This window comes from uncultured Acetobacterium sp., assembly GCF_927416815.1.
Lineage (GTDB): Bacteria > Bacillota > Clostridia > Eubacteriales > Eubacteriaceae > Acetobacterium.
The window spans coordinates 14,042-36,174 of record NZ_CAKMJU010000069.1 but is presented as its reverse complement, the minus strand read 5'-3'; the positions used below and the strand labels follow the sequence as shown (position 1 = coordinate 36,174).

17 protein-coding genes are annotated in these 22,133 nt (G+C 41.6%); 5 read left to right on the top strand and 12 right to left on the bottom strand.

Features of this window, described 5'->3' with window-relative positions:
- The 5 genes from buk to QZ998_RS10810 form a co-directional block, all read right to left on the bottom strand.
- Window positions 1–992: butyrate kinase (gene buk, locus QZ998_RS10830; protein ID WP_296560513.1), on the bottom strand; the 992-nt coding region annotated here is incomplete at its 3' end.
- Between the two features lie 81 nt (window positions 993–1,073).
- Window positions 1,074–2,234 (bottom strand): ArsA family ATPase, encoded by a 1,161-nt coding sequence (locus QZ998_RS10825; RefSeq protein ID WP_296560511.1) that lies wholly within the window; start codon window positions 2,232–2,234, stop codon window positions 1,074–1,076.
- Between the two features lie 43 nt (window positions 2,235–2,277).
- Window positions 2,278–2,523, bottom strand: a complete 246-nt coding sequence (locus QZ998_RS10820; RefSeq protein WP_296560510.1) for a hypothetical protein — start codon at window positions 2,521–2,523, stop codon at window positions 2,278–2,280.
- Window positions 2,524–2,534: 11 nt separating this feature from the next.
- Window positions 2,535–3,701 carry an ArsA family ATPase gene (locus QZ998_RS10815; RefSeq protein ID WP_296560509.1) on the bottom strand — a complete coding sequence of 389 codons (1,167 nt, stop codon included), beginning with the start codon at window positions 3,699–3,701 and terminating at the stop codon, window positions 2,535–2,537.
- An 85-nt stretch (window positions 3,702–3,786) separates the two neighbouring features.
- Window positions 3,787–4,284, bottom strand: coding sequence for a MarR family transcriptional regulator (locus tag QZ998_RS10810; protein ID WP_296560506.1), 498 nt, complete (start codon window positions 4,282–4,284; stop codon window positions 3,787–3,789).
- A gap of 236 nt (window positions 4,285–4,520) precedes the next feature.
- On the opposite strand from QZ998_RS10810, the gene QZ998_RS10805 reads away from it, so the two are divergent.
- Window positions 4,521–5,348 carry a metallophosphoesterase gene (locus QZ998_RS10805; RefSeq protein WP_296560504.1) on the top strand — a complete coding sequence of 276 codons (828 nt, stop codon included), beginning with the start codon at window positions 4,521–4,523 and terminating at the stop codon, window positions 5,346–5,348.
- A 40-nt stretch (window positions 5,349–5,388) separates the two neighbouring features.
- On the opposite strand, the gene QZ998_RS10800 is transcribed toward QZ998_RS10805, so the two are convergent.
- From QZ998_RS10800 to QZ998_RS10790, 3 genes are read right to left on the bottom strand one after another with little or no spacing between them, the layout of a single operon-like run.
- On the bottom strand, window positions 5,389–6,108 hold the full coding sequence (locus QZ998_RS10800) for an SWIM zinc finger family protein (RefSeq protein ID WP_296560503.1): 720 nt from the start codon (window positions 6,106–6,108) through the stop codon (window positions 5,389–5,391).
- A gap of 1 nt (window position 6,109) precedes the next feature.
- A complete protein-coding gene (locus QZ998_RS10795) occupies window positions 6,110–8,767 on the bottom strand; it encodes a DEAD/DEAH box helicase (protein ID WP_296560501.1) in 2,658 nt (885 codons plus the stop codon).
- Complete coding sequence (locus tag QZ998_RS10790) at window positions 8,767–9,666, bottom strand: response regulator (RefSeq protein WP_296560500.1); 900 nt, start codon at window positions 9,664–9,666, stop codon at window positions 8,767–8,769. The genes QZ998_RS10795 and QZ998_RS10790 overlap by 1 nt, the downstream gene beginning before the upstream one ends.
- Before the next feature lie 276 nt (window positions 9,667–9,942).
- Here QZ998_RS10790 and QZ998_RS10785 point away from each other — a divergent pair, with 276 nt between their 5' ends.
- Complete coding sequence (locus QZ998_RS10785) at window positions 9,943–11,328, top strand: sodium/glutamate symporter (protein WP_296560499.1); 1,386 nt, start codon at window positions 9,943–9,945, stop codon at window positions 11,326–11,328.
- An 82-nt stretch (window positions 11,329–11,410) separates the two neighbouring features.
- On the opposite strand, the gene QZ998_RS10780 is transcribed toward QZ998_RS10785, so the two are convergent.
- On the bottom strand, window positions 11,411–12,223 hold the full coding sequence (locus QZ998_RS10780) for a DUF4391 domain-containing protein (protein WP_296560498.1): 813 nt from the start codon (window positions 12,221–12,223) through the stop codon (window positions 11,411–11,413).
- A gap of 303 nt (window positions 12,224–12,526) precedes the next feature.
- Between QZ998_RS10780 and QZ998_RS10775 the strand changes: the two genes are divergently transcribed.
- Entirely contained in the window at window positions 12,527–14,353 is a 1,827-nt protein-coding gene (locus QZ998_RS10775; protein WP_296560497.1) for an HD domain-containing phosphohydrolase, read from the top strand.
- A 327-nt stretch (window positions 14,354–14,680) separates the two neighbouring features.
- Window positions 14,681–15,745 (top strand): GGDEF domain-containing protein, encoded by a 1,065-nt coding sequence (locus tag QZ998_RS10770; protein WP_296560495.1) that lies wholly within the window; start codon window positions 14,681–14,683, stop codon window positions 15,743–15,745.
- Window positions 15,746–16,503: 758 nt separating this feature from the next.
- Here the strand turns inward: QZ998_RS10770 and QZ998_RS10765 are convergent.
- A complete protein-coding gene (locus QZ998_RS10765) occupies window positions 16,504–17,772 on the bottom strand; it encodes a hypothetical protein (protein WP_296560492.1) in 1,269 nt (422 codons plus the stop codon).
- A gap of 997 nt (window positions 17,773–18,769) precedes the next feature.
- Between QZ998_RS10765 and QZ998_RS10760 the strand changes: the two genes are divergently transcribed.
- Complete coding sequence (locus QZ998_RS10760) at window positions 18,770–20,200, top strand: GBS Bsp-like repeat-containing protein (protein WP_296560490.1); 1,431 nt, start codon at window positions 18,770–18,772, stop codon at window positions 20,198–20,200.
- Between the two features lie 62 nt (window positions 20,201–20,262).
- On the opposite strand, the gene QZ998_RS10755 is transcribed toward QZ998_RS10760, so the two are convergent.
- Both QZ998_RS10755 and QZ998_RS10750 read right to left on the bottom strand, forming a co-directional pair.
- On the bottom strand, window positions 20,263–20,466 hold the full coding sequence (locus QZ998_RS10755; RefSeq protein WP_296560488.1) for a CsbD family protein: 204 nt from the start codon (window positions 20,464–20,466) through the stop codon (window positions 20,263–20,265).
- A 354-nt stretch (window positions 20,467–20,820) separates the two neighbouring features.
- Entirely contained in the window at window positions 20,821–21,624 is an 804-nt protein-coding gene (locus tag QZ998_RS10750; protein ID WP_296560487.1) for a methyltetrahydrofolate cobalamin methyltransferase, read from the bottom strand.
- Window positions 21,625–22,133 lie beyond the last annotated feature (509 nt).

Sequence of the window (22,133 nt, the reverse complement as noted above, 5' to 3'; positions counted from 1 at the left end):
TCGCCAGGCAAGCATTGAACCGGGGCCAGAAAGGCGATATATGCTTTAACCATCGTGGTCAGTTTTTCAGAGTAGGCCATCCCACCGGTAAGGATAATCGCGTCAATTTCGCCTTTTAGCACCACCGCCATTTCGCCGATGCCCTTGGCAATCTGATAGGCTAGCGCCGCATAGATCTGCTTTGCCTTGTTATCGCCAGTCAAGATTCGTTTTTCAATATCGCGGATATCGCTAGTACCCAGATGCGCTTTTAATCCACCCTGTCCACGAATTTTCTTAACCAGCTCATTTTTATGATAATGTCCGCTGTAAATCAGCTCCACCAAAGCCAGTAGTGGAAGTCCACCGGATCGTTCCGGCGAAAAAGGGCCAGTATCATCGGCTATCACATCGATGATCCGTCCCTTTTTATGAGCACTGATAGAAATCCCGCCGCCCAGATGAGCAATGACCAGGTTCATCTCAGAGTAGTGCTTTCCCATTTCGTTGGCGTATTTTCTGCCCATCGCCTTGCTGTTTAATACATGACAAAGGCTTTTTCTGTGGATTTCCGGAAAACCGGTGATCCGGGCGATATCTTCCATTTCATCGGATGAAACAGCGTCATAGATATAAGCCGGGATCCCTAGCGGTGCGGCAATGGCGTCGGCCAGGAGCGCCCCCAAATTTGAGGCATGGGGTGAAAGATGGCCTTCCAAAATTAGCGCCTTCATCGCCTGATTGACGCCGTAGCCACCCGCATCGATAGGCGGCAGCAAGCCGCCGCGCCCGACTACTGCAGCAAGCTGATGGCAATCAAACTGCTGGGCTTTTAATATTTCCAGCACCGTTTTTTCTCTAAATTCAAACTGTGCATTAACCGTTGGAAAGGCCTCAAGAACAGCACTATCGTGTTCAACTGTCTGAGTAAACAGGGCTCTTTCATTCTTATAGACAGCAACTTTTGTCGAGGTTGAACCGGGATTGATCGTTAGTATAAAATACGTCTGCATCGACAAGCCTCCTCTTTTTTTACCTGGATTTTCATTGCCTACTACCATGTTGTTTACCCCATTGTAAACCCAATGCTCACCTTATGCAAATTTTATCAGCAACTTTCCGGCTTCATATTTGGCGCTTTGTACCGTTTTATTACGGAGTATATCCGGTAATGTAAAACACCGTTTTTCATTCTTGATTTGAATCATCAATTCACTGCCCTTTTGTCCCATATCGAGATCCGTTTTTTCGGCAAAAGGAATGTTTAATATGAAGGCATAGCCATCGTCTTCCTTCCGTACTTCAAAGATTGTATCCTTAAATAAAACTGCCGCAGGATCAGTTTCTCCGAAAATCTGCTCGGCTGCTTCTAGCAGAATCGCTTCGGTAGCCAACTCCTTATCGAGCAGCATCAGGGTAAAAACTGGCACCTCGGAAAAGCTTTCGCGAATCTCCTTCAGCCCTTCCTCCTGCAGATTGATCCATTTGCTGAAATATCCGTCTAATGCTTTTGGCGGATAGACCTTGTTAACGATCACGGCATCGATGTTGTAGTTGTATAAGTGAAGATAGGTGAAATTCCGTTTAGCCTCTTTAATGACAATCCGTTCGGGGGTCGTGACGATCCGGATGGTCAGGATTTCCTTATTGGTCATCAGCTCCTGTAACTGATAGAGCTTTTCGTATAATTGTTCGACATCATCAAAGACATTGTCTTCGGGCATCGGAATTTTCATCACTTTTTCGATCATTGGTCCGGCTACCTTGACGGCCTTTTTCTTCATTGGTAACACCGTTTTGATCATATTACCAAACATTTCCGGAAATTTTAAGAGTGACAGGGTTTCGCCAGTTGGTGCACAGTCGACAATCAAGACATCATACTGGTTTTCTTCATAGATATCAGTGATTTTAAACAATGAAAATAGTTCTTCCAGCCCCGGAAAAACCAGCAGCTCCTCAGCTTCAATTCCTCCTTCGGCTTTGACTGTCAGTAACTCCTTTATATAGTTTTTCATGTTTCCCCAGGCGCGTTCGCCTTCCAGGATGGCATCAATTTCCAGTCCCCAGAGGCGATCACTGATCTTTACCGGAGTATTCATAAGCTTTACGCCAAAAGAATCCGATAAACTATGCGCCTGGTCGGTGCTCATAATTAAAACTTTTTTGCCGTCTTTAGCCAACTTTACTGCCGTTGCGGCAGCCACACTGGTTTTACCGACACCGCCTTTACCGGTATATAAAATGATTCGCATGGTCTTCTCCCTTTTATTTAAACTATTCATCTAGTCGATGTATCTAGTCGATCGAAACTTTTTTAACTTTTATTTCGCTGTCCGATCCTGCCGTCTTTTCTTTTTCGGCCGCGTTTACCGCACCGCTGACATCAACAACCCATTCCTTGGCGACTTCAAAGATCATTTCTTTGACTTCTTTTTCAATCACCTGAACGTGTTTGGCGATGGTCGGTGATAACAGCGACAAGAAGGCATCGCGTTCATATTGCTTGGCCAGGATCATGTTTTTAATAAATTCTCGATTCATTGCTTTTCTCCTTATTGAAATGCGATGATCAGAGTGCTCTGATCAAATTTTGCCGATGTCACTGCCATCCCTCTGAGGCTATTGGGCATTGGAATATTTCGCTTGTAATTACCAATTTTGACAATTACGTCCGACCCCGATAGATTGACCGCCACCTCATCCTTGCTAATATTTGGTAAATAAAGCTTCAAGTTGTAGCCTGTTTCAGTCTGCTCATATTTTTCCCCCTCGATATCCGCTTTGATCTCAAACAAATCGGCTCGTTTCGCGAAGACATCATCACAGATCCGGTTGATGGCATCCAGACCCAGTAGATCAGTATCGTACCAGGGAATATAATATTTGGGAATTTCTTCAAAACAGGCCTCAATTTCAGCGATGTATTTTTTCTGGATTGTGATCCATTCCGCAAAAAAGGGATTGTCAATGTCAGTGGGCAGAATGCGGTTAATAAAAATACCATCGACATTATAGTTGTAAAGCTTCATATACATATAGTTTCGCTTGGTTTCTTCGACCACCATTTTTTCAGGAATGGTTACTAACCGAACCGAGGACACCGCTTTGTTTTTTAGCAATTCCTGCAGTTCAATCAGTTTGACATAGAGGGTTTCGATGTCACTCATGGCGTGTCGATCGGGCAACTGAATTTTAAACAATGATTTTGACACTGGCGACAAGATGCGCATCGCCACCTTCCCCATCGGAAAAAATTTGTCCATATACCAGCACATCAGCTCGGGAAATTTAAGCAGGGACAGGGTTTCTCCAGTGGGCGCGCAGTCGACAATAATCCGTTCGTAGTCGCTATTATCGTGTAATTCCTGAATTTTAAGCAGGGCGAAGAGTTCATCCATCCCTGGCATCATCGTAAACTCATCCATTTCGGCGCCTTCTGGATTAATCGAGCCAATCATATTGCTAAAGGCGCGCATCAGATCTTTGAAATCTTTTTCCATCACATAGTTGGGATCAATCTCCAGGGCGTAGAGATTGTCGGCTACCGCAACCTCATCTTTTCCGATCGGAACATTAAACAGATCCCCCAGATTATGGGCCATGTCGGTGCTGACGATCAGGGTTTTTTTGCCTTCCTGTGATGATTTCAGGGCGTGGGCAGCGGCCACACTGGTTTTGCCTACCCCACCTTTGCCGGTAAAAATTAGTATGCGTTTCATTGGATCTCCTTTTTTTATAATTCACTTGTCGAATAGTTCGCTATCCGAAGTATATCTTCTGAAATATGCTGCCTAGGGCAGCATTCTATTCAATCATTATCTTTGTGATTTTTGGTTTGGTCTGTTTGGCTGCGATTTTGCTAGCATCTCGACTGAGCGCGTCCATGACCTTATCAACCAGCCTAAAAACCAGTTTAACTTCCTCCGCACTAAAACTTTCCATCACCAATTGTCCGTATCGGATCATTTCGTTGAGGATGCTCTGGATCGCTATTCTGCCGGCATCGGTCAGTTTTATGGTGACTACCCGCTTATCTTCTGAGCTTCTTTCGCGGGTTAAAAAATCACGTTTTTCCATCCGCGCAACAATGCCGGTGGCCGTATTTAACGGAACATTCAAGTATTCGGCAATCTGGGTCATATTGACATCACTGCGTCGATATAAGAGCAGCAGCACAAACACTTCATTTTTCGTGCAATTAAAAATTTCATTTCCCCATAGCTCCGTCGATAAGAGGTACTTTATCTTGTCCAGATATTCAAAAATCATTGCTTCAAAATTGTCGTTAAAGCCATTATCCATTCGTTTTATCCTTTTTCTAGTTACAAAGTACTTCGTTATTCGAATTAATTTAATTCTACATCCGAAGTATTAATTTGTCAAGCCATTTTCAGATTTTATTTATTTTCATTCTATCAAAGCTCTATGGTCAACTGTTGCGTGTTTTATCGGTGTTTTTGAAAAGGTTACCGTCATTGCCTTCTTTTAAAGCACCTTTAAAGATTGATGGTTATAATAGAAGATCGAAAGGAGTGCCCATGAAATTTGGAAAATTCTTACTGCTTGCATCCATCACGCTAACCACAATTGTTGTGGGCAGTTATCTTTATGCCCGCTATGTCGAACCCAATCTCTTAATGGTCAATCGCGAAAAGCTTGAAAACAGCAAGCTTGAGGCACCACTTAAGATTGTCTTTTTCGGCGATACACACATCGGCGAATTTAATGATCATGACCAACTCGATCGGATTATTGAAAAAATCAATGCTGAAAATGCTGATCTTGTTATTTTTACTGGTGATCTGATTGGATCGACTGGAAAGTTTTCCGTTGATCCTGATGCGATTTCTCAGAGTCTGGCAAGGATCAATGCAACCTATGGCAAGGTAGCTGTTACCGGAAACCACGAGTACGCCTTATTTAGAAAATATAATTATGAAAACCTGATGCGTGCCGCTGGCTTTACGGTTCTAATTAATGACTGGCTGGATATTTCTGAACTAAACGTCCGACTGCTTGGTCTGGATGATGCTTTTCGGGGTGACCCCGATTTGAATCTGACCGATGAGGTACTGGTAGGCAGTTATAATATTCTCTTAACTCATGAGCCGGATATTGTCGATGAGATGGATATCAATGCTGTTGAGCTGGTATTAGCCGGCCATACTCACGGGGGGCAGATCTCACTTCCCTATCTTACCGAAAAGATTCTGCCGACCTACGGGAAAAAATATGTACAGGGTCTTTTCGCGATTGGCAGCCAGGGTCAAACCGACCTATTCGTCACTAAAGGTACTGGGATGACCAAACTACCTTTTCGCTTTATGAACGTGCCCGAAATCGTAGCGATTGAGATCGTCCCTTAGATCTATTAGCGCCGTGACGCCCACACCGCTGCCATTCCTGTCACACTCCAAATAGATCATAAACCTGATCGTCCCCGATTACCCGGGGACTTTTTTTGTCGGCATTTTTAAGCATGCTTTCCATCTTATCCTCAAGCGATTTTTTGATCAGTTCTTCGACCGGCATCTTCCGTAGTGTAAAAAGCAGCATCGGGTTCTGATCCAGTCGGGCGCCTACTCCATACAATACTGCTGCCACATGCTTGCAGAGCCAAGCACTGTCCGGGCAGCTACAATGAAAGTGAATTTCTCTTGGCGCGGGAAAGAGACCCTCCTGTCTGGTCGTAAAGAGACTCTCCAGCTCTTTAGGAAATTTGCCAGAAACCAGCTGCTCTAAGGATTCAATCCGGCGGTTGCACAAAACGGTGATCTGTTTCCAGGTTTTTTCATCCAACGGGTCAATGCCAATTTCAACCCGATAGGGCTTAGTCGTACTGCCTTGAACCAGGGCGTGGATGGTGCCTTTTTCAAGCTTTAAATGTAGCACTGCGCCTTCCCTAACATAGCTGCGTCCCCGACCAATCCGATTACTGTAATCGGCATAACTCTCCAGATTCTTGTTCCAGGCCTTTCCCCACCAGGTTTTGGCGATGGCGGTGCCTTCGATGACTACTGGCTCGATCTCTGGCATGGACTGCTTCAGTTTCTCCATCGATTTTCGGGCTTTTTCCTTTTTTTGAGCAACAGTTACATGAACATAATCATAATCGTAATAACTCATCTCAGATCCCACCTAAACTTAGTAATTTCAGCAGCTGTTCATCATCTAGCTCGGTGATCCAAGTCTCACCAGAAGCCTTAATAATATCTCCAGCCAGTTGACTTTTTTCTTCAATCATTGCGTCGATTTTTTCTTCAATGGTGCCAAGCGTAATAAATTTATGCACCATCACATCACGATTCTGGCCTATCCGAAAGGCTCGGTCAGTGGCCTGATTTTCCACTGCCGGATTCCACCAGCGGTCAAAATGGATAACATTGTTAGCGCCGGTCAAGTTCAGACCCACCCCGCCAGCTTTAAGCGACAGCACCATAAAGGGGATATAGGCTTCGCCATTAAAGGCTTCCACCAGTTCGGTTCGCTTGGTCACCGGGGTGCCGCCGTGGAGTACCAGCCCCGGGCGATGAAAGATTTCTTCCAAAAATTGAGCCAGTGGCTCAGTCAGTTCTTTAAACTGGGTGAACACCAACACCCGTTCGCGTTTTTCATAAATGGTTTCACAGATGTTTTCAAGCATTTCAAACTTGCCACTGTGATCACGCTTATAAAGATCCTGACCCAAATACTGATCGGGGTGATTACAGATCTGTTTAAGCTTGATAATACTCGATAAAACCAGGCCTTTTCGGGCAATCCCGTCGGCTTCCTTGAGTTTTTTAGCCAATTCTGCAACCAGATTTTGGTAAAGCACGATCTGCTTTTTCGAAAGCACCGGAAACTCTTTAATTTCCACCTTATCCGGCAAATCCGAAATGATCGTGGCATCGGTTTTTAATCGGCGTAAGATAAAGGGATTGACCAAATTTCTGAGCTTAGCATAGCCGCTAGGATCCTTGTTCAAGCCCTTGGTAAACCCGGTGAATTCTTTGGCGCTTCCCAGCAGCCCGCCATCCAGAAAATCAAAGAGCGACCATAAATCGGATAGGTGATTCTCAATCGGGGTACCGGTCATAGCGATTCGGGTTCTGGCTTTGAGCTCCTTGATCGTTTTAGTCCGCTTTGTTCCCGGATTTTTGATCGCTTGAGCCTCGTCCAGAATAATCAGATCCCAGTCGATTTCTCGCAGTGCTGCTAGCCGGACCGCCATCCCGTAGGTGGTGATGGTTAAAAAAACCGGGTTCGCAAAAAATGCTTCAGGGTCTTTGGCAACCGCCATCCCATGCAACACGGAGACTGGCATCTCTGGGGCAAACTTGTTGATTTCCTTTTCCCAGTTACCGATCAGGGATGCCGGTAAAATCAACAGTACCCGCTCGCCCTGATGATTACGCAGATATTCTAACAGGGCAATAACCTGAACGGTTTTACCCAACCCCATGTCATCTGCCAGGCAAGCCCCAAGTCTCAGGTCAACCATGTATTTCAGCCAGTCATAACCGGTTTGCTGGTAGGGGCGTAGTTTTCCGTTGAAACCAGGTTCCGGCTCTTGCCCACGCAGCGTCTGAGGATTGGCCATCGTTTCCTTCACCCGACGGAGCCAGTCTCCGGTTGAGACATGAACTTCCAACCCCCTTGTCGGGATTCCCAGCAGTTCTTGAGATCCAAGTTCCAGCCGCATGGCCTCCGCCAGAGTCAATTCTTTTTGCGCTGTCAGCGTTTCGGCTTTTGATAAGGCCTCTAAGGCAGCTTGCAACTGCTCATGATTAATTTCCACCCACTTACCTTTAATCAGAGCCAGTCCCTGGGTTTCTGCCAAAAGTTTCTGGATTTCTTCTTTGGAAATGACAGAATCTCCGAATAAGAGATTTGGTTTAAAAGACAAAATAGCATCCATGCCCACCTTTGCCGGTTGCTTTTCTCCGACCGTCAGATTGAGCCTTAGCTGATTAGTTTTCTTGCGCCACCAGTTAGGAATCCGGCACATGATCCCCGCCTCTTCGTAAAGCGGGATCTCTGTTAAGAAGACCGTCGCATCCTGGGCACTTAGTTTCAGGGGCGAAAACAACTCCCCGCTTTCCATCAGATCAGAAATAAAGCCACTGAGATCAGCCACCCGGCTGACGGTGGATAACAACTGGATCAGTTTTTCGGGTTGATTTTGATATTCCCGCAGTGCATTTTTAAGCGGGGTATGCATCGCTTTTTTACCATCATCCGGTTTGGTTGCGTAGGTGGCCAGAAAAGCAAAGGGGTAACGTTCATCTTCATTATTTTCGACCAGATGAAAAAAGATCCGCCCGGCCACGCTGATCCCGGCGTGATGCTCGGTTAAAAACGCCGCGACTGTACCCGGATAGCTCTTGATCGCTTCCCCGTAAGCAGCGTTAAGTCGCTCCCAAATACTGATAATCCATCGATCATTCACATGAGCCATGCCATTGCCAAAGGGGATTATTTGTCGAATCTCTGCGATTTCATCCGGTGTCAAGGATAAATCAACATGCTCACGAGAAAACTCCAGATCCGGTTGTTTGGCAATTTTTTGAATAAAGCCCGCACTAATTTGATGAAGAAATGCCATCGTCGGCGAAAGAAACTCCAGATTAGTCAGAAATCCAAAATAAAAAAGGGTCTGATCCTTATTTGTTCTAAATTGTGCTTGCCAGGCTTGCTCAAATTGCCGTTTTTCTTCAGTGAAGCCTTTCTTTGCGACCGTTTCATAATCCAGGATGAAATCATTTTTTGTAAAGCTGGCAATTAATTCCGTATAGTCTGTCATTATTGATTTCCCTTGTTAATTTCTATATCACCAGCAATTTCCAGCTTTTCTCCCTGGATTTTTCGTTTCAATTGCTTTTCTTCAGCCCGATTCTCAAGCGCTTTTAATAAATCAGTGGCATTCTCCCCATCGGTAGGATATGTTGAAAAATTCTGGGTGATATCGTACCGCTGCATTTCAGGGTCTTTTAATTTATAGGCTTGATACTGTGCGATGATCTTATCAGCAATGACCTTGGAATTTTCATGATTGCAAAAGGGGAAAAAACCCAAATGACTGTGATAGCCATGCTGCACATATAAATCAGATTCCCAAAACAGCGCCTTAATTTCCCGATAAACAGCTTTTGAGTGCTTGTAAAATTCGTTGCTTGATTCGATTCCTGAAAAGGCCGAATTTAATTTAAAGCTGATTTTTAATAAGGTAAAACTATAGCCACCTTTTTGCGCCTTATAAATCTCATGATTTAAATAGTTTTTTAGACTAAACTTCAAAACAGTGAATTCGGTCAAGCTCTCAATACTAATATGTTTTAAAATCTTTTCCTTTAGATAATTGTCTTCAAATGGTTTTAAAATATAATCTGCTGTTCCTTGCCGCAAATATTTGGTGATCACTTCTTTCTTACTTTCGGAAGTCAGCACCATGACCGGAATTGTATCGCTTTTACTTTGAACTAATTTAATCAGGCTGAGTCCATCGAAACTGCGATCGGTATCAATTTCAATATCTGTAACAATCAGATCAATCTGATCTTTATTCTCCTTCAGGATATCAAGCAGCTCGCTGCGACTTAATGCTTCATGAATGGTTACATCCTGATCAGCCAGAATTCTTCTGATCCGATCCTTCACCACCATATTCGAATCAACAAGAACTACCACTGGTAAACTTTGCATCGTATTTACCTCACTTTACTCATCATGATTTTCGTCAATCTGTAGTTTGCTTTCTATTGTAATTTCAATTTTCTATTTTATATTTTTCTTTTGTTATTTTCTTAATTTTAAACCTTTTCTGCTGCTATAGCAAATGATTTCACAATCAAAACTTAAATCGATTCTTCATTTAGTCCAGCAGTTCGCTTTTTATGGTATTAAGTTGCGTCGGTCATTTGATTTTAAGTTTTTTTTATATTAGAATAGAAAGCAACAAATTTAAAGGAGTGTGTAAAAATGACAGCGACATCGGTTGGATTTAGTTTGCTCTTACTTGGTCTTTTCCTGGTCATCGGGAAATGGATACTGATTGGAACCCCTATTTTTCAAAAATTGTTTTTACCCAGTTCACTCGTTGCTGGATTACTGGCGTTAATCATGGGTCCCGAAATTCTGGGTAGTTTTTCCGGTGTCGAGCTTTTATCCCCGGAAATCATCACCGTCTGGGAGACGCTTCCCGGATTAATGATTAACCTGGTCTTTGCTGCTCTTTTTATTGGAAAAAAGATTCCCAACATAAAAAAGGTTTGGGAGTTGTCCGGCCCGCAGGTTATTCTCGGCTATATTATTTCCTTTGGCCAATATGTTGTCGGTCTGACTCTCTCGCTTTTGATTCTCGCTCCCTTTTTTGGGATGAATCCTCTGGCTGGGGCCTTAATTGAAATTGCTTTTGTTGGCGGCCATGGAACCGCTGCCGGCCTGCGTGATACATTTGTCGAAGTCGGATTTCCCGAAGGCGCTGATCTTGCCATTGGTCTGGCGACTGTCGGGGTATTAAGCGGTGTTTTAATCGGAATTGCCTTAATTAACTGGGGGGTTCGGAAAAGTAAATTAGTTGACCATTATGCCATGGAGCAACCAGATAAACTGATCGAGGAAGGCGCCAATGAATTAGAAAACCGCGAACTTCCAGATAATTCAACCAATCATAACGACTCGATTGAACCATTATCGCTCCATTTAGGTTATATTTGCATTGGCATCCTAATTGGGTCAGTTTTACTTAATGTAATGATCTGGATTGAGTCTATCACCTGGGGACCATTAACCAATGTCTATTTATTCCCTTATGTCCCGCTTTTTCCACTGGCCATGATCGGTGGGATCATGGTTGAACTTGTTCTCCAAAAATTCGACCGTCACAATACCGTTGACCGGATGTTGATTAATCGCATTCAAGGTATGGCTTTGGACATACTCATTGCCAGCGCCTTGGCAACCTTGTCACTTTCTGTTATCGAAGACAACTTCGTGCCGTTTCTTATTTTATCCCTGGGCGGGATCTGCTGGACTGTTTTTGCCTTCATCTTTTTCGCCCCGAAGATTCTGCCCAACTATTGGTTTGAACGGGGTATCGGTGATTTTGGTCAATCGATGGGGGTAACCGCAACCGGATTGCTGTTGATGCGCATTGCCGATGGCCATGGCCGCACCCCAGCCATGGAGAGTTTTGGCTATAAACAATTATTTTTTGAATTATTTATGGGTGGCGGTTTATTCACTGCGGCTTCGATTCCGCTGATCTACCAATTCGGGCCGCTAGCGATGTTAGTTTTCACTGGCATTGGAACTATTTTATTCGTCATTTCAGGATTGATCCTGAAGCGAAAAAAACTTAGTTGATCCCAAAATTTTCACTAAACAGCAACAAGCACCTCAAAGGGTGCTCGTTGCTTTAATTTATTGCTTTGATTTATTGCATAATCTAAATCAAAGAATAATTGTATTGCGTTCTTCGCGTGTCCTGCATTTTAAAATATGCATTGGGAAAATAAGGTTGATTCTTAGCTTCCGTTTCTTGAGGCACTTCGACAATTTCAATGTGGGTTGTCAGCGAGCGTTTAATTTTCTGAATCTCTTCTTTTGCAATTTTTAAGTCGGTGGCCAGCTTTACCTGTTTACCAAACCGCATTTCTTTTCCCATCTGACTTTCCAAATCTTTAATGACCGCTTCAAGCTTCTCTAATTGTTCTTTTTTTGCTGATTTTTCTACTGGTCGAAGCTCATCATTAGCATGTTTCTCAGCTCTATCGACCCTGGTCGGCAATGGTTTGCCAACAATCTGGATAAAAAAGTTTTCATAGACCTGATCAAGATTTAAACCATCAATTTTAAGGGTCAGTTCATCTGCAATCATCCAACTGGTCTGATAATAATGCTGGCAATTGAACAAACCCGTTTGTGGGTTTAACGACTGATGATCACAGCACCAGATCTGTCCCCACTCTTCGAAGCGCACGACAAAGACTGCATACTGGTCAATTTCACGATTGATAATCTCAATAATATTGGTGCTGATGGCCTGACGATTTAAAACAATTTCGACAACGGCTATTTCTGTGACATGCTTCCCTTTTGGGGTATTTGTGGTTTCCGATGAAATCGTATTGGTCCAGATAATGCTTCTGATTTCATCGACAAAGCGCTTTTTTAATGGACTGTGGTCATTAAAATATTTAAAAAAAAGCGCTTTCGGCATTGGTCGGTAAACATTGGTGGTTTGGGTCAAGTCAATCATAGCATCTCCTTCTCGATATTCTTATTTGATAACTCTCGATGAGTTATCATTTAGCTATTTATGTAATCGACTAACTCGCCAGAAAACTTAGAATTTTTGCTACCACATCAGCGTTAAAGCAAATAAATTACTGAATCTTTATTTTCTTCTAAACTTAGGTGCCTTATACTCCCATTTGCTTTAGTTACCCAAATGTTACAAGATTATTGAAGATCTCAAACTTTTTTGTTTGCATATCTTTTGAATAAATTCCAAAATTATTGGTATGAATAATATCAAGACTGTTAATTGGAGGCCTATTCTATGAAAAAACTGCGCATCATCTTGCTTTTCCTCGTTCCCTGTTTTTTTTGTTACCAATTCTCGCCGGTTGTCTTTTCCCAATCAAATGACCTTGGGATCTACAGCAAGGAGATCCTCATTCTCCAATCTTATCAGCGTGATTATAACCATACCCGGGTTCTGGAGGAAGGTATCGAAGCTGTTTTTGCTGACTCGGAAGAAAAGGTTCGGATTCGCTATGAATTCCTGGATGCTAAAAACAATCTTGATGCCGACGCCTTCCAAACCCTAGCTACAAGCATGACCCAAAAATATCAGGATGTTTCACTTGATGGAATAATTATCTGTGATGACGATGCCCTGCAGTTTTACAATCGTTTTGGTCAAACCATCTGGCCAAATACCATTCATGTTGTCAGCACCGGCATCAATTCGCTGCGACCCTACAGTGAGGGAATCCCGGGCATGGTCATTATTGAAGAACGACCCGATGTCGAGAAAAATATCGCCTTGGCCTTACAACAAAATCAAAACAAAGATATTAGCACCCTGCATTTTATTTATGATCAAACCACCACCAGCAACGAAATACGATCCGACATTATCGCGATGCTTGCTGACAAATATCCACGCTTTGAAAGTCAACACTATTACGATAAGACACCGGATGAGCTCAAAGCGATCATTGATAGCAGTGGTGCTGATGATCTATTTTTCTATGTCCTATATTCCCGGGATAGAAACAATATAACCTATCATTATGATGAGGTACCGCGGTACATTTTAAGCAACGCTAAAAATCCGGTTTACGCTCTTTGGGATTTTTATCTTGGTACCGGGGTCGTTGGCGGTTACGTGGCCTCTTCCTATAAGTATGGCGAAAGCGCTGCGAATACGCTGCTTGATCTGTGGGCGGGAAAGCCCGTTTCACCGCTGACTTATGAGGATGGTTCCCATTATCAATACATTTTTGACTATGACGTGCTGACAGCCTATCAGCTGAGCGATGTTCCAGAAGGCTCAACAATAATCAATCAGCCGATTAGCTACTTTGAAAAAAACAAGGATCTGATCATCCTGTTTGCGATGATCACCGCTGTTCTGATGCTGATTATCGGTCTCCTGCTTTATGCTATTCGCAAAAAAAATACACTTAATCAAAAAACGATTGAAATTGCCGAGTTAAATCAGGAGATCGTTGACACCCAGAAGGCTCTGATTTCGAAATTAGGAGCGGTTATCGAGACCCGCTCCTTTGAAACTGCTAATCATGTTAAACGAGTGGCACGGGTATCTTCATTCTTAGCCAAAGAATACGGACTTTCTGATAGAGAAGTAGCTATCCTTGCGGCTGTTTCACCGATGCATGATGTTGGTAAAATCGGTATTGGTGAAAATATCCTCCACAAACCGGGTCGGCTCTCAGAACAGGAGTTCGAGATAATGAAATATCACACCAGTATCGGTTATGAAATTCTTAAAAACCCTGAACGAGAAATGCTGCGTTACGCCTCCCTGATCGCCCTTGAACATCATGAAAAGTGGGGCGGTGGAGGTTATCCTCACGGCAAATCTGGCAAAGATATTCATATTTTTTCGCGAATTACCGCGATCGCCGATGTCTACGATGCCCTCCGCAGCATTCGAGTTTATAAAGATGCCTGGACACAAAAGGATGCGCTTGCTTATTTAGTTGAAGAAAAAGGAATGTTCTTTGAACCCAAACTAGTTGATATTTTTGTCGCCAATATCAACCAAATCGAAACCATCCGCAATGCCGCGTATCAGGATGAGCTCAATGATTTCAGCCAAATCTATCAATATTTGAAGGAACAAATGGAGGAATAGCTTTTACGCGATAATCGGCTCATGGTAATTATTATTCACCTTAGAAATCATCTGAGGCAATGATTAAATTTTTTAAGTATAACTTGATTAATCATGAATTTATTGCAATTAATTTTAACGTAACATAAAAATAACGATGCTACCATCGTTATTTTTATGTTGCCAGCGATATAATGATCATTCCGCTTGAAATCGGGATCCGTTAAGTGTTACAATATGAGCCATATCATGGTCATAAGTAATTTCCCTTGTACTCGTTTGCCAAATTGTTATGGCAATTCTAAAAGAACACAAGCCATTTATTAGTAGCTAAAGGAGGTCGATAGCTTGCATCCTAAAAAAATCTGGTATAATCACATCATTGTTTATTTATGGATCGCCATTGGGGTCTCCTCTTCGATAACATTGCTCAATCTGTTCTTTTTCAATATGGCTACTCTGCCTTATCTTCTGGAACGCTTTTTGTTGCCTTTAGTACTTGAAATTTTTATTGTTCTGGTTTTAAAATGGCTGATCCGCTCAAATACTGAAACCACCCCCTATTATATTGTGATCGGGAGCCAGGCCATAGTGACAATTTTATTTATCGTACATTATCCGGTTTTCTATGTTTTGCTACCTCTTTTTTTAATGCCAGTGCTGATTTCGGTTTTCTTTTTAAATCTCAAACTGACAAACTTTGCCTTTTGTCTGTCGCTATCGTTATTTATAATTATTAAACTCTTTTTCACACCTTTGGCTATTATGACACCCATTGAATTAACATCTTTTGTTGCCTTTCTTATCAGCTTCTATTTACTATCACGAGAATTGACAAAACGCTTTTCAGTGGTCTATAGCGATATGGTCATCTCGGTGGAAAAAGAAAAAGAACTCCTTTATCGCAACATCTATATGGAAAAACTTACAAAAATGGACTTAGCCACAAATTTATATAACCATAAAACATTTCACGAATATCTCGATGAGCTGGTTTCTCAATGCTGCAAGCAAACTTTTAATCTGTCACTGGGACTCATCGATTTGGATCTTTTTAAAGGGATCAATGACCGTCAAGGTCACGGCAACGGAGATTTAGTCATTTCTACCACTGCCGCCATTATTTTAAATAACCTGGAAGCCAATGATTTCGCCGCTCGATATGGTGGTGAGGAGTATGCGGTTATTTTTACTGAAAAATCTCCTCAAGCCTGTCTCGAAATTCTGGAACAGATTCGATCTGAGCTTGAATCAACCGTTTTTGATACCATGCCGGGCGAGGTGGTAACCATGAGCGGTGGCTTTTCTACTTTCAGATCAGGTATGAGTAAAACAGACTTGTTTGAAGCTGCCGATAGCTGTCTGTATGCAGCCAAAAAAAATGGTCGCAACCAGATTCAAAGTGCCTCCTGAAAAGTGCCTCCTGATTGGATCCAGATATCTTCAATATTTCATCGAAACAGGCGTCTACAGTGGCACACGAATGTCTCAAGTGTTGATCTTAGTAAAAGCAGCTGTTTGCGTTTTTTTTATTCATCCTTTGATGAAAACTTAAATAAACGCAAAAAAAGACTAATGCCGATTCTACACTTTTCTTGTAGGATCGGCTTAGTCCAAAATCTCTGTTGTCATCCGTTTGGATTCCTCCTATGATTTTTTAATCAAAGCTCTTTTTTCACTTTTCAATGTAAATGTCCCCAACTTCTTTTGGTATTCTTTTAAGATTTGATTTGTTTTATCCTCACTGGATCATTATTTACTGAATTCTTTACTTGGTATTTTTGATCTAAGAACATTTTCTCGTATCCAATTTTTAATTGGTCATGGTTTTCAGAAACCGTGAGAACTTTTCTTTTTTCATTGATACTTTTCATTTATCGTTCATTTAATTCCTTGTGAGGTTGCTAGTTCATCTTTTTTAATACGATTTGATTTTACTCAAATTTTTCCTGCTTCTAAATTTAATGATTTAACTTGTTTCATTTTTTTAGGATGAGCTAAGCTATTTCATTTATCTCTTTGGCAAGCTGGTTCGTATTTACTTTTAAATGATCGATGGTCATTTAATTCTGAAAAGTTTGATGATCTTTGATTTATCTGTATTATAACACCTTTTGGTAATAAGTAAATAGTTTTTTTGTAAACGTTTGTAATCATTTTGTATAATGATATCATCCAAATATTTTTATTTTTAGTTCACTTGCGCTGGTCGCATCGAGATGGTCGATCATGTTTAAGTTTTCTAAGGCAATTTTTCGCGTAAATAAATAGCGAACCCGTTCTTCAAATGCGGCTGGGAAGGCTTCACTCAGACTGAGATCGCGAGTGATAGCACGACTTCTGCCCTTGCCATTATTGTGGCAAAGTACCCATTTGTCCTCGGTGATGCTGCGCACATCGGCGGTGTTGGTTGCTCCAGGACAAAGATAGGAGGTCATCGCTTGTTCTGCTTTTTCCGTAGAATCGCCACACCCAACGGTAAGAAAAACACACTCCGGCTGATCCAAAGCATCTACAAAGGCTTCTTTTGTTACGCTTAAAAGTTGCAGTAATTCGATCCCAATTTGGTCATTCGCTTCAAAACAACCGAGCTCTTTTTTAGTATTTAGAATATCAAAACACTCCGCTTTTAAATCCTCAACCAATTTGCCGCCTTGCGCAAAGAGAAACTGTGAGTAGTTATAAAAATCGCCAGTGATACCTGAGCCAAATTCATAGGCGACAACCTGCTGTTTCTTTTCATCATATTTACAACCGAAGCGGCGGCGATGCTGTTGACCCTTGGCGGTTGCCTTAGTTTTCAGTCCATTGGCTTCAATATAATAGCCCTTATTTTTCTTGTTGTTATACAGATTTTTGCGGTAGCCTGATTTATAGGCCTGCCATGAATATTTGCATTCAATGAGTACTATCCGGTGCTTTCCATCCTGTTTAGCCTTAGAAATGGCAACCATATCCAAACGACCCAGTGGGGTAGTCTCTGGAGCGTAGTTTAAATCGACACAATACCAGTCTGACTCCGGGCTGGCATTATTATTGCAGGCAATGATGCCCTGATATTTCTGTCCCAAGGGCCCCGCTTTTGCTTCTATTGGGGCGCTTTCAACTAGGGCATTTTCGACATTTTCTTTCAGTTCCTGGTAGGATTCAACAAAGGCTTGAACAAATTCCTGATTAAAGGGAAAGATCATCATATCTGCCTTCTGGGTAAACTTCAATCCACAAAAAGCGGTTCGGTCAATGAAGAATTTACTGATTTTGACATGACATTGCTGATCTTCGGCATATACCAGCTCGATCATGTTTTTTCCCCAGTAATAAACTATGATGCTTTCGTGCCGAATCCCTAAAAATAATTCTTTGTTACCAATAACCCTATTTTTTAAAAAAGCTTCTACTTCTGGAACTTTTAGAAGTTTTTCTGTATTTCCTCTTGACAAATAAATTTCCTCCGATACTTTTGTTTATATAATTGCATTGAATGGTCCATGAGTTTTCAACAAAGATTCAATGCTGTCTCGACGGATTATTTGATTTTACAATTAAACTTTATTATAACCTTTATATTATCCCAGTGCAATCATAAATTTACATACAAAAAAGACTAAGACCGATTTTACAATTTCATCTGTAAAACCGGTCTAGCCTAAAATCTCTGTTGTCATCCGTTTGGACTCCTTCTATTGATTTTACCAAAAATCTTCCTTTTCACTTTTCCTTCTAACTTCGCCAACATTTTGGAATCATCTTACTCTTTAGATTGGATCTGTTTTAACTCATTAACATCATCTAGAAATCTTTCTGCCATCATTTTCACCGAATGATTTTTCTTGATACCCAATGATCTTTGGCTATCTCTTTTTGATGTCTTAGAGGTTTCTTCCGATCTTCATTTCGGAGCAATCTGTTTTCTCATTCAAATTTTTCCCACTACCGATAAAACGAATCAATTGTCGATTAGGCAAACCTTTCGATTTGCGCTGGCAATTTTTAGTTTATTGGTGAGTCGTACGACCGTCTAAGATTCGTGATTTTAATCACTGAATCAGAAAAGGATTAGGTCAATTTTTGATTCAAGTACAGTATATCACTTTATTCGCATAAGTAAATAGACAAGCTGTAAATATTTGTATTAGTCTTTCTTACAATCACTGCTATTTTGTAAATAGTTCCTCAGTTTTCTTTATTATTTTTGAAAGCGTAGCCTTTTAGTCATTTAGGATCAAATGAAAAACTGTTCTTGCTAATCTACTTTAAAATTCTTTTTTATTTTCAAAAGAATCATTGCAAAATTTATGCTATAGGTGTAAAATTTAAGTAACGAGTTGTATCTGAAAAAATCATATTGTCATAACTTACGATAATTATGCCTTTTAACAATTACGATAAAAACAAATTTATGCTAAAATTCAAATTTGAAACGGGAGGATACTGGAAATGAAATTTGCAAGAAAGATTTTTCTATTTGGTGTTTTTGCTCTGGCTTTGGGAATTTTTCCTGTTGCTGCATTGGCTGAGGAACCGACTGTCGATAGCGCAGTGATGACCACTATCGATACCCCACCACTTGTGGAAACCCGGGAGATGCTTGCTGGTGATGTTGCTCCTGATCCGGGTTGGCCAGACGATGCCTATTTAAATGAATCAATCGGTACTGCATCGGTATTCTCGCCGCGACTTACTGCTCCTACAATGGACAATGATTATTATTTTTCCAAGAATATTTTTTATCTGGCCGGCTACGGCATGCCAAACTGCACCGCCTATGCCTGGGGTCGAGCTTACGAGATTCTCGGAAGCAAGCCCAATTTAAGCAACGGTAATGCCAATCAGTTCTGGGGCTATAACCAGGCTAGAGGTGCCTATCCTTCCGGCACGACTCCCAAACTGGGGGCAATTCTTTGTTGGAACGGCAATTCCTATGGTCATGTTGCTGTAGTTGAAAAAATTGAAGGTAACAAGGTCACCGTTTCTGAATCATCCTGGAGCGGCTCATTCTTTTATACCAACACCTTCACAGCGGGTTCAGAAAATTCGGTTTCTGTCGGCGGATTCCAGGGCTATATTTATATCGATGACTTTGATCAAGTCGTCATTCCGGACACCACCCCGCCAACGATTACCAATGCTAGAATCACCGATATTAATGATGACGGTTTTACGATTACCTGTGACGTTACCGATGCTGATTCTGGGGTTGATTCTGTTTATTTCCCAACCTGGACTGATGCAAACGGTCAGGATGATATTGTCTGGCACCGTGCTACAGTAAATGGCAATACCGCTTCTTACCGGGTTTTATACAGCCAACATAACAATGAATTTGGTAGCTACTCGGTTCATGTCTATGCCTATGACAAAGCCGGCAACCATTCTGCCACTGCTTTAAACCTTTCGGCACAGAAAAGCATTACCTGTTCCTATCAAACTCATATCCAGGATTATGGCTGGCAAGAATGGAAAACAAACGGTCAAATCAGTGGTACCTCGGGAGAATCTAAACGTTTAGAGGCGATCGGCATCCGGATTGATAACATGGGCTATAACCTTGGCATTGAGTATCGCACCCATATTCAGAACATTGGCTGGCAAGGTTGGAAGCGTAACTGTGAAGTCAGTGGCACCTCTAATCAGGGACTACGTCTAGAAGCGATTGAGGTTCGCTTAACTGGTGCCGATGCTTATCGCTATGACGTTTATTACCGTGTTCATGCCGAGAACGTCGGTTGGTTAGACTGGGCTAAAAACGGTGGTAGTTCCGGCACTGAAGGCTTCGGCTACCGCTTAGAAGCCATCGAAGTAGTCGTCATCCCAGCCGGTTCACCGGCACCGGGATCGACCATGCGGGCTTTTCAAAGCAATAATTAGGCTAATCATAAAAGCACCTCAAATTGAGGTGCTTTTATGTTTTCTAACATCTAAATTTTATCCTATTTTTTGAATTTTTCTTTCAAATCATCAATCGCTTTTTCGGCGGCTTCTTTGGTCATCCCATACTTCTCCTGAAGTTTTCCAGCTAAAATTTTTGCATCGCCTTTAACAACTTCCAGATCTTCATTGGTAAGCTTTCCCCAGGTTTTCTGAGCTTCGCCTTTCATTTGTTCCCATTTTCCTTCTAATATATCTTTGTTCATTTTGTTCCTCCTCTTAAAAGATTGTGTTTGTATTCTTTAATTATTTACCCTGATTAAAGCGTTCTAAACAAATTTAAGCTTGCAACTATTTCTTTAAGTTATTTTCCTTTGTGATTAATAATACTTTATGTTCTCTATTTCTGGTTAATCCTATTTGAAATTTTTAGACTTGGATCAAAGTACTTTTATTAAAACAACCGAGTCGTTATTAATTGATACTGTAAAAAATAGAAGCGCTCAGTATCCGATCGGCTGATAAAAAACCAGTCCCGGCATTAACCCAATGGGTAACAGCCGGGACTGGTCTTTTTTATGTTATTAATACTCCAATAGTCTAAACCTGGTCAGGGCAGACTATTTCTTCTGACCAAAGATCCCTTCGCGGTAGGCGCCAATATATTCCATGCAGTAGTCGTCTTCGCCAAGTAAGGCTTCCGTGGCGAAGATGATCCCCATCAGATCGCCATTGGTGGGGTCAAGAATGGCACTATCGAGGCCGGCATTCATCGCCAAGACGGTAAAGCCCATGTTAACCATTTTACGGGCTGGCAGATTAAAAGAAATGTTACTGACAGCGCCAGTGACATGGATGGTTGGATACTGTTCTTTAATGCTGCGAATCACTTCGACCACCATTGCAATCCCGTCTTCGGAGGTACACAACATTTCAACCAAGGGATCAATGTGCATCCGCGAGGGATCAATGCCATACTCGCTAACCTTGGCCATTAAATCGGTAAATACATCAAGCCGATCTTTTGCAGTTTTAGGAATCCCTTTGTCACTATTAAGCAGCGCTACGCATTCCCATTTGGTGTCGGCAATCGCTTTAAAAGCGGCATCAATCTTATCGCCTTCTAGCGAGACCGAGTTAAATAAACCGGGCTTGTTGCAAAACTTCATCGATTCGATACAGGTGTAGACGTTGGGGCTGTCAACCGCAATCGGGGTATCGGTAACTTCCTGAACCAGATCAATCAACCATTTCATCGTTTCGAGTTCGATCTCATCGTCAACCGAAGCGCAGACATCAATGTAATCAACCCCGGCCTCAGTTTGAATCTTGGCCAGATTTTTGATAAACTCGCCATCTTTTTCGGCAATCGCCTTTGCGGTGGAAGGAATTGCGCCGTTAATTTTTTCTCCGATAATAATCATTTTACTCTTACCTCCTGGTAACATAATTTACTCCGTTACTAAACTGATTAAAAACTAATTGCAATGCCTGTAATTCACGAAATCGTAATAGCCCTGCACTTTTATAAACAAGCAATAGCTCTTCAATTAACAAAATATCTGATAAAGCTTTTATATTAGCTTTATTAATCATTAATTATACTAAGCGCTTATTATTCGTTCGATAATGATTTTCATGCCTTTTAATCGTTTGCTTGCTTTTATTTCAATTTTTTCCAATAGAAACTTTGTCCCGAAACGATTAACTTCTTGTGCTTAGTATAGCACCAATGTAAAGGAGCGTCAAACCTTTTTTAAATGCACTTAATATCATGCAACCTTATTCGCATCTTATATTTAGGAGATATTCTGTCGACATTTTGACATATACTGACATATATTTACCTGTATTTAATTTTACAGTGCAAGCGTGTTTAGTTTTCGCATAGCATTTAATTTTGGTAAATTCTAAGTAAAAAAAAAGCGAGGTT

What these genes read in the sequence shown, in the direction of transcription:
- QZ998_RS10825 (WP_296560511.1), bottom strand. Translation starts at nt 2,234, where the DNA reads ATGCGAATCATTTTATATACCGGTAAAGGCGGTGTCGGTAAAACCAGT.
- QZ998_RS10820 (WP_296560510.1), bottom strand. Translation starts at nt 2,523, where the DNA reads ATGAATCGAGAATTTATTAAAAACATGATCCTGGCCAAGCAATATGAA.
- QZ998_RS10815 (WP_296560509.1), bottom strand. Translation starts at nt 3,701, where the DNA reads ATGAAACGCATACTAATTTTTACCGGCAAAGGTGGGGTAGGCAAAACC.
- QZ998_RS10810 (WP_296560506.1), bottom strand. Translation starts at nt 4,284, where the DNA reads ATGGATAATGGCTTTAACGACAATTTTGAAGCAATGATTTTTGAATAT.
- QZ998_RS10805 (WP_296560504.1), top strand. Translation starts at nt 4,521, where the DNA reads ATGAAATTTGGAAAATTCTTACTGCTTGCATCCATCACGCTAACCACA.
- QZ998_RS10800 (WP_296560503.1), bottom strand. Translation starts at nt 6,108, where the DNA reads ATGAGTTATTACGATTATGATTATGTTCATGTAACTGTTGCTCAAAAA.
- QZ998_RS10795 (WP_296560501.1), bottom strand. Translation starts at nt 8,767, where the DNA reads ATGACAGACTATACGGAATTAATTGCCAGCTTTACAAAAAATGATTTC.
- QZ998_RS10790 (WP_296560500.1), bottom strand. Translation starts at nt 9,666, where the DNA reads ATGCAAAGTTTACCAGTGGTAGTTCTTGTTGATTCGAATATGGTGGTG.
- QZ998_RS10785 (WP_296560499.1), top strand. Translation starts at nt 9,943, where the DNA reads ATGACAGCGACATCGGTTGGATTTAGTTTGCTCTTACTTGGTCTTTTC.
- QZ998_RS10780 (WP_296560498.1), bottom strand. Translation starts at nt 12,223, where the DNA reads ATGATTGACTTGACCCAAACCACCAATGTTTACCGACCAATGCCGAAA.
- QZ998_RS10775 (WP_296560497.1), top strand. Translation starts at nt 12,527, where the DNA reads ATGAAAAAACTGCGCATCATCTTGCTTTTCCTCGTTCCCTGTTTTTTT.
- QZ998_RS10760 (WP_296560490.1), top strand. Translation starts at nt 18,770, where the DNA reads ATGAAATTTGCAAGAAAGATTTTTCTATTTGGTGTTTTTGCTCTGGCT.
- QZ998_RS10755 (WP_296560488.1), bottom strand. Translation starts at nt 20,466, where the DNA reads ATGAACAAAGATATATTAGAAGGAAAATGGGAACAAATGAAAGGCGAA.
- QZ998_RS10750 (WP_296560487.1), bottom strand. Translation starts at nt 21,624, where the DNA reads ATGATTATTATCGGAGAAAAAATTAACGGCGCAATTCCTTCCACCGCA.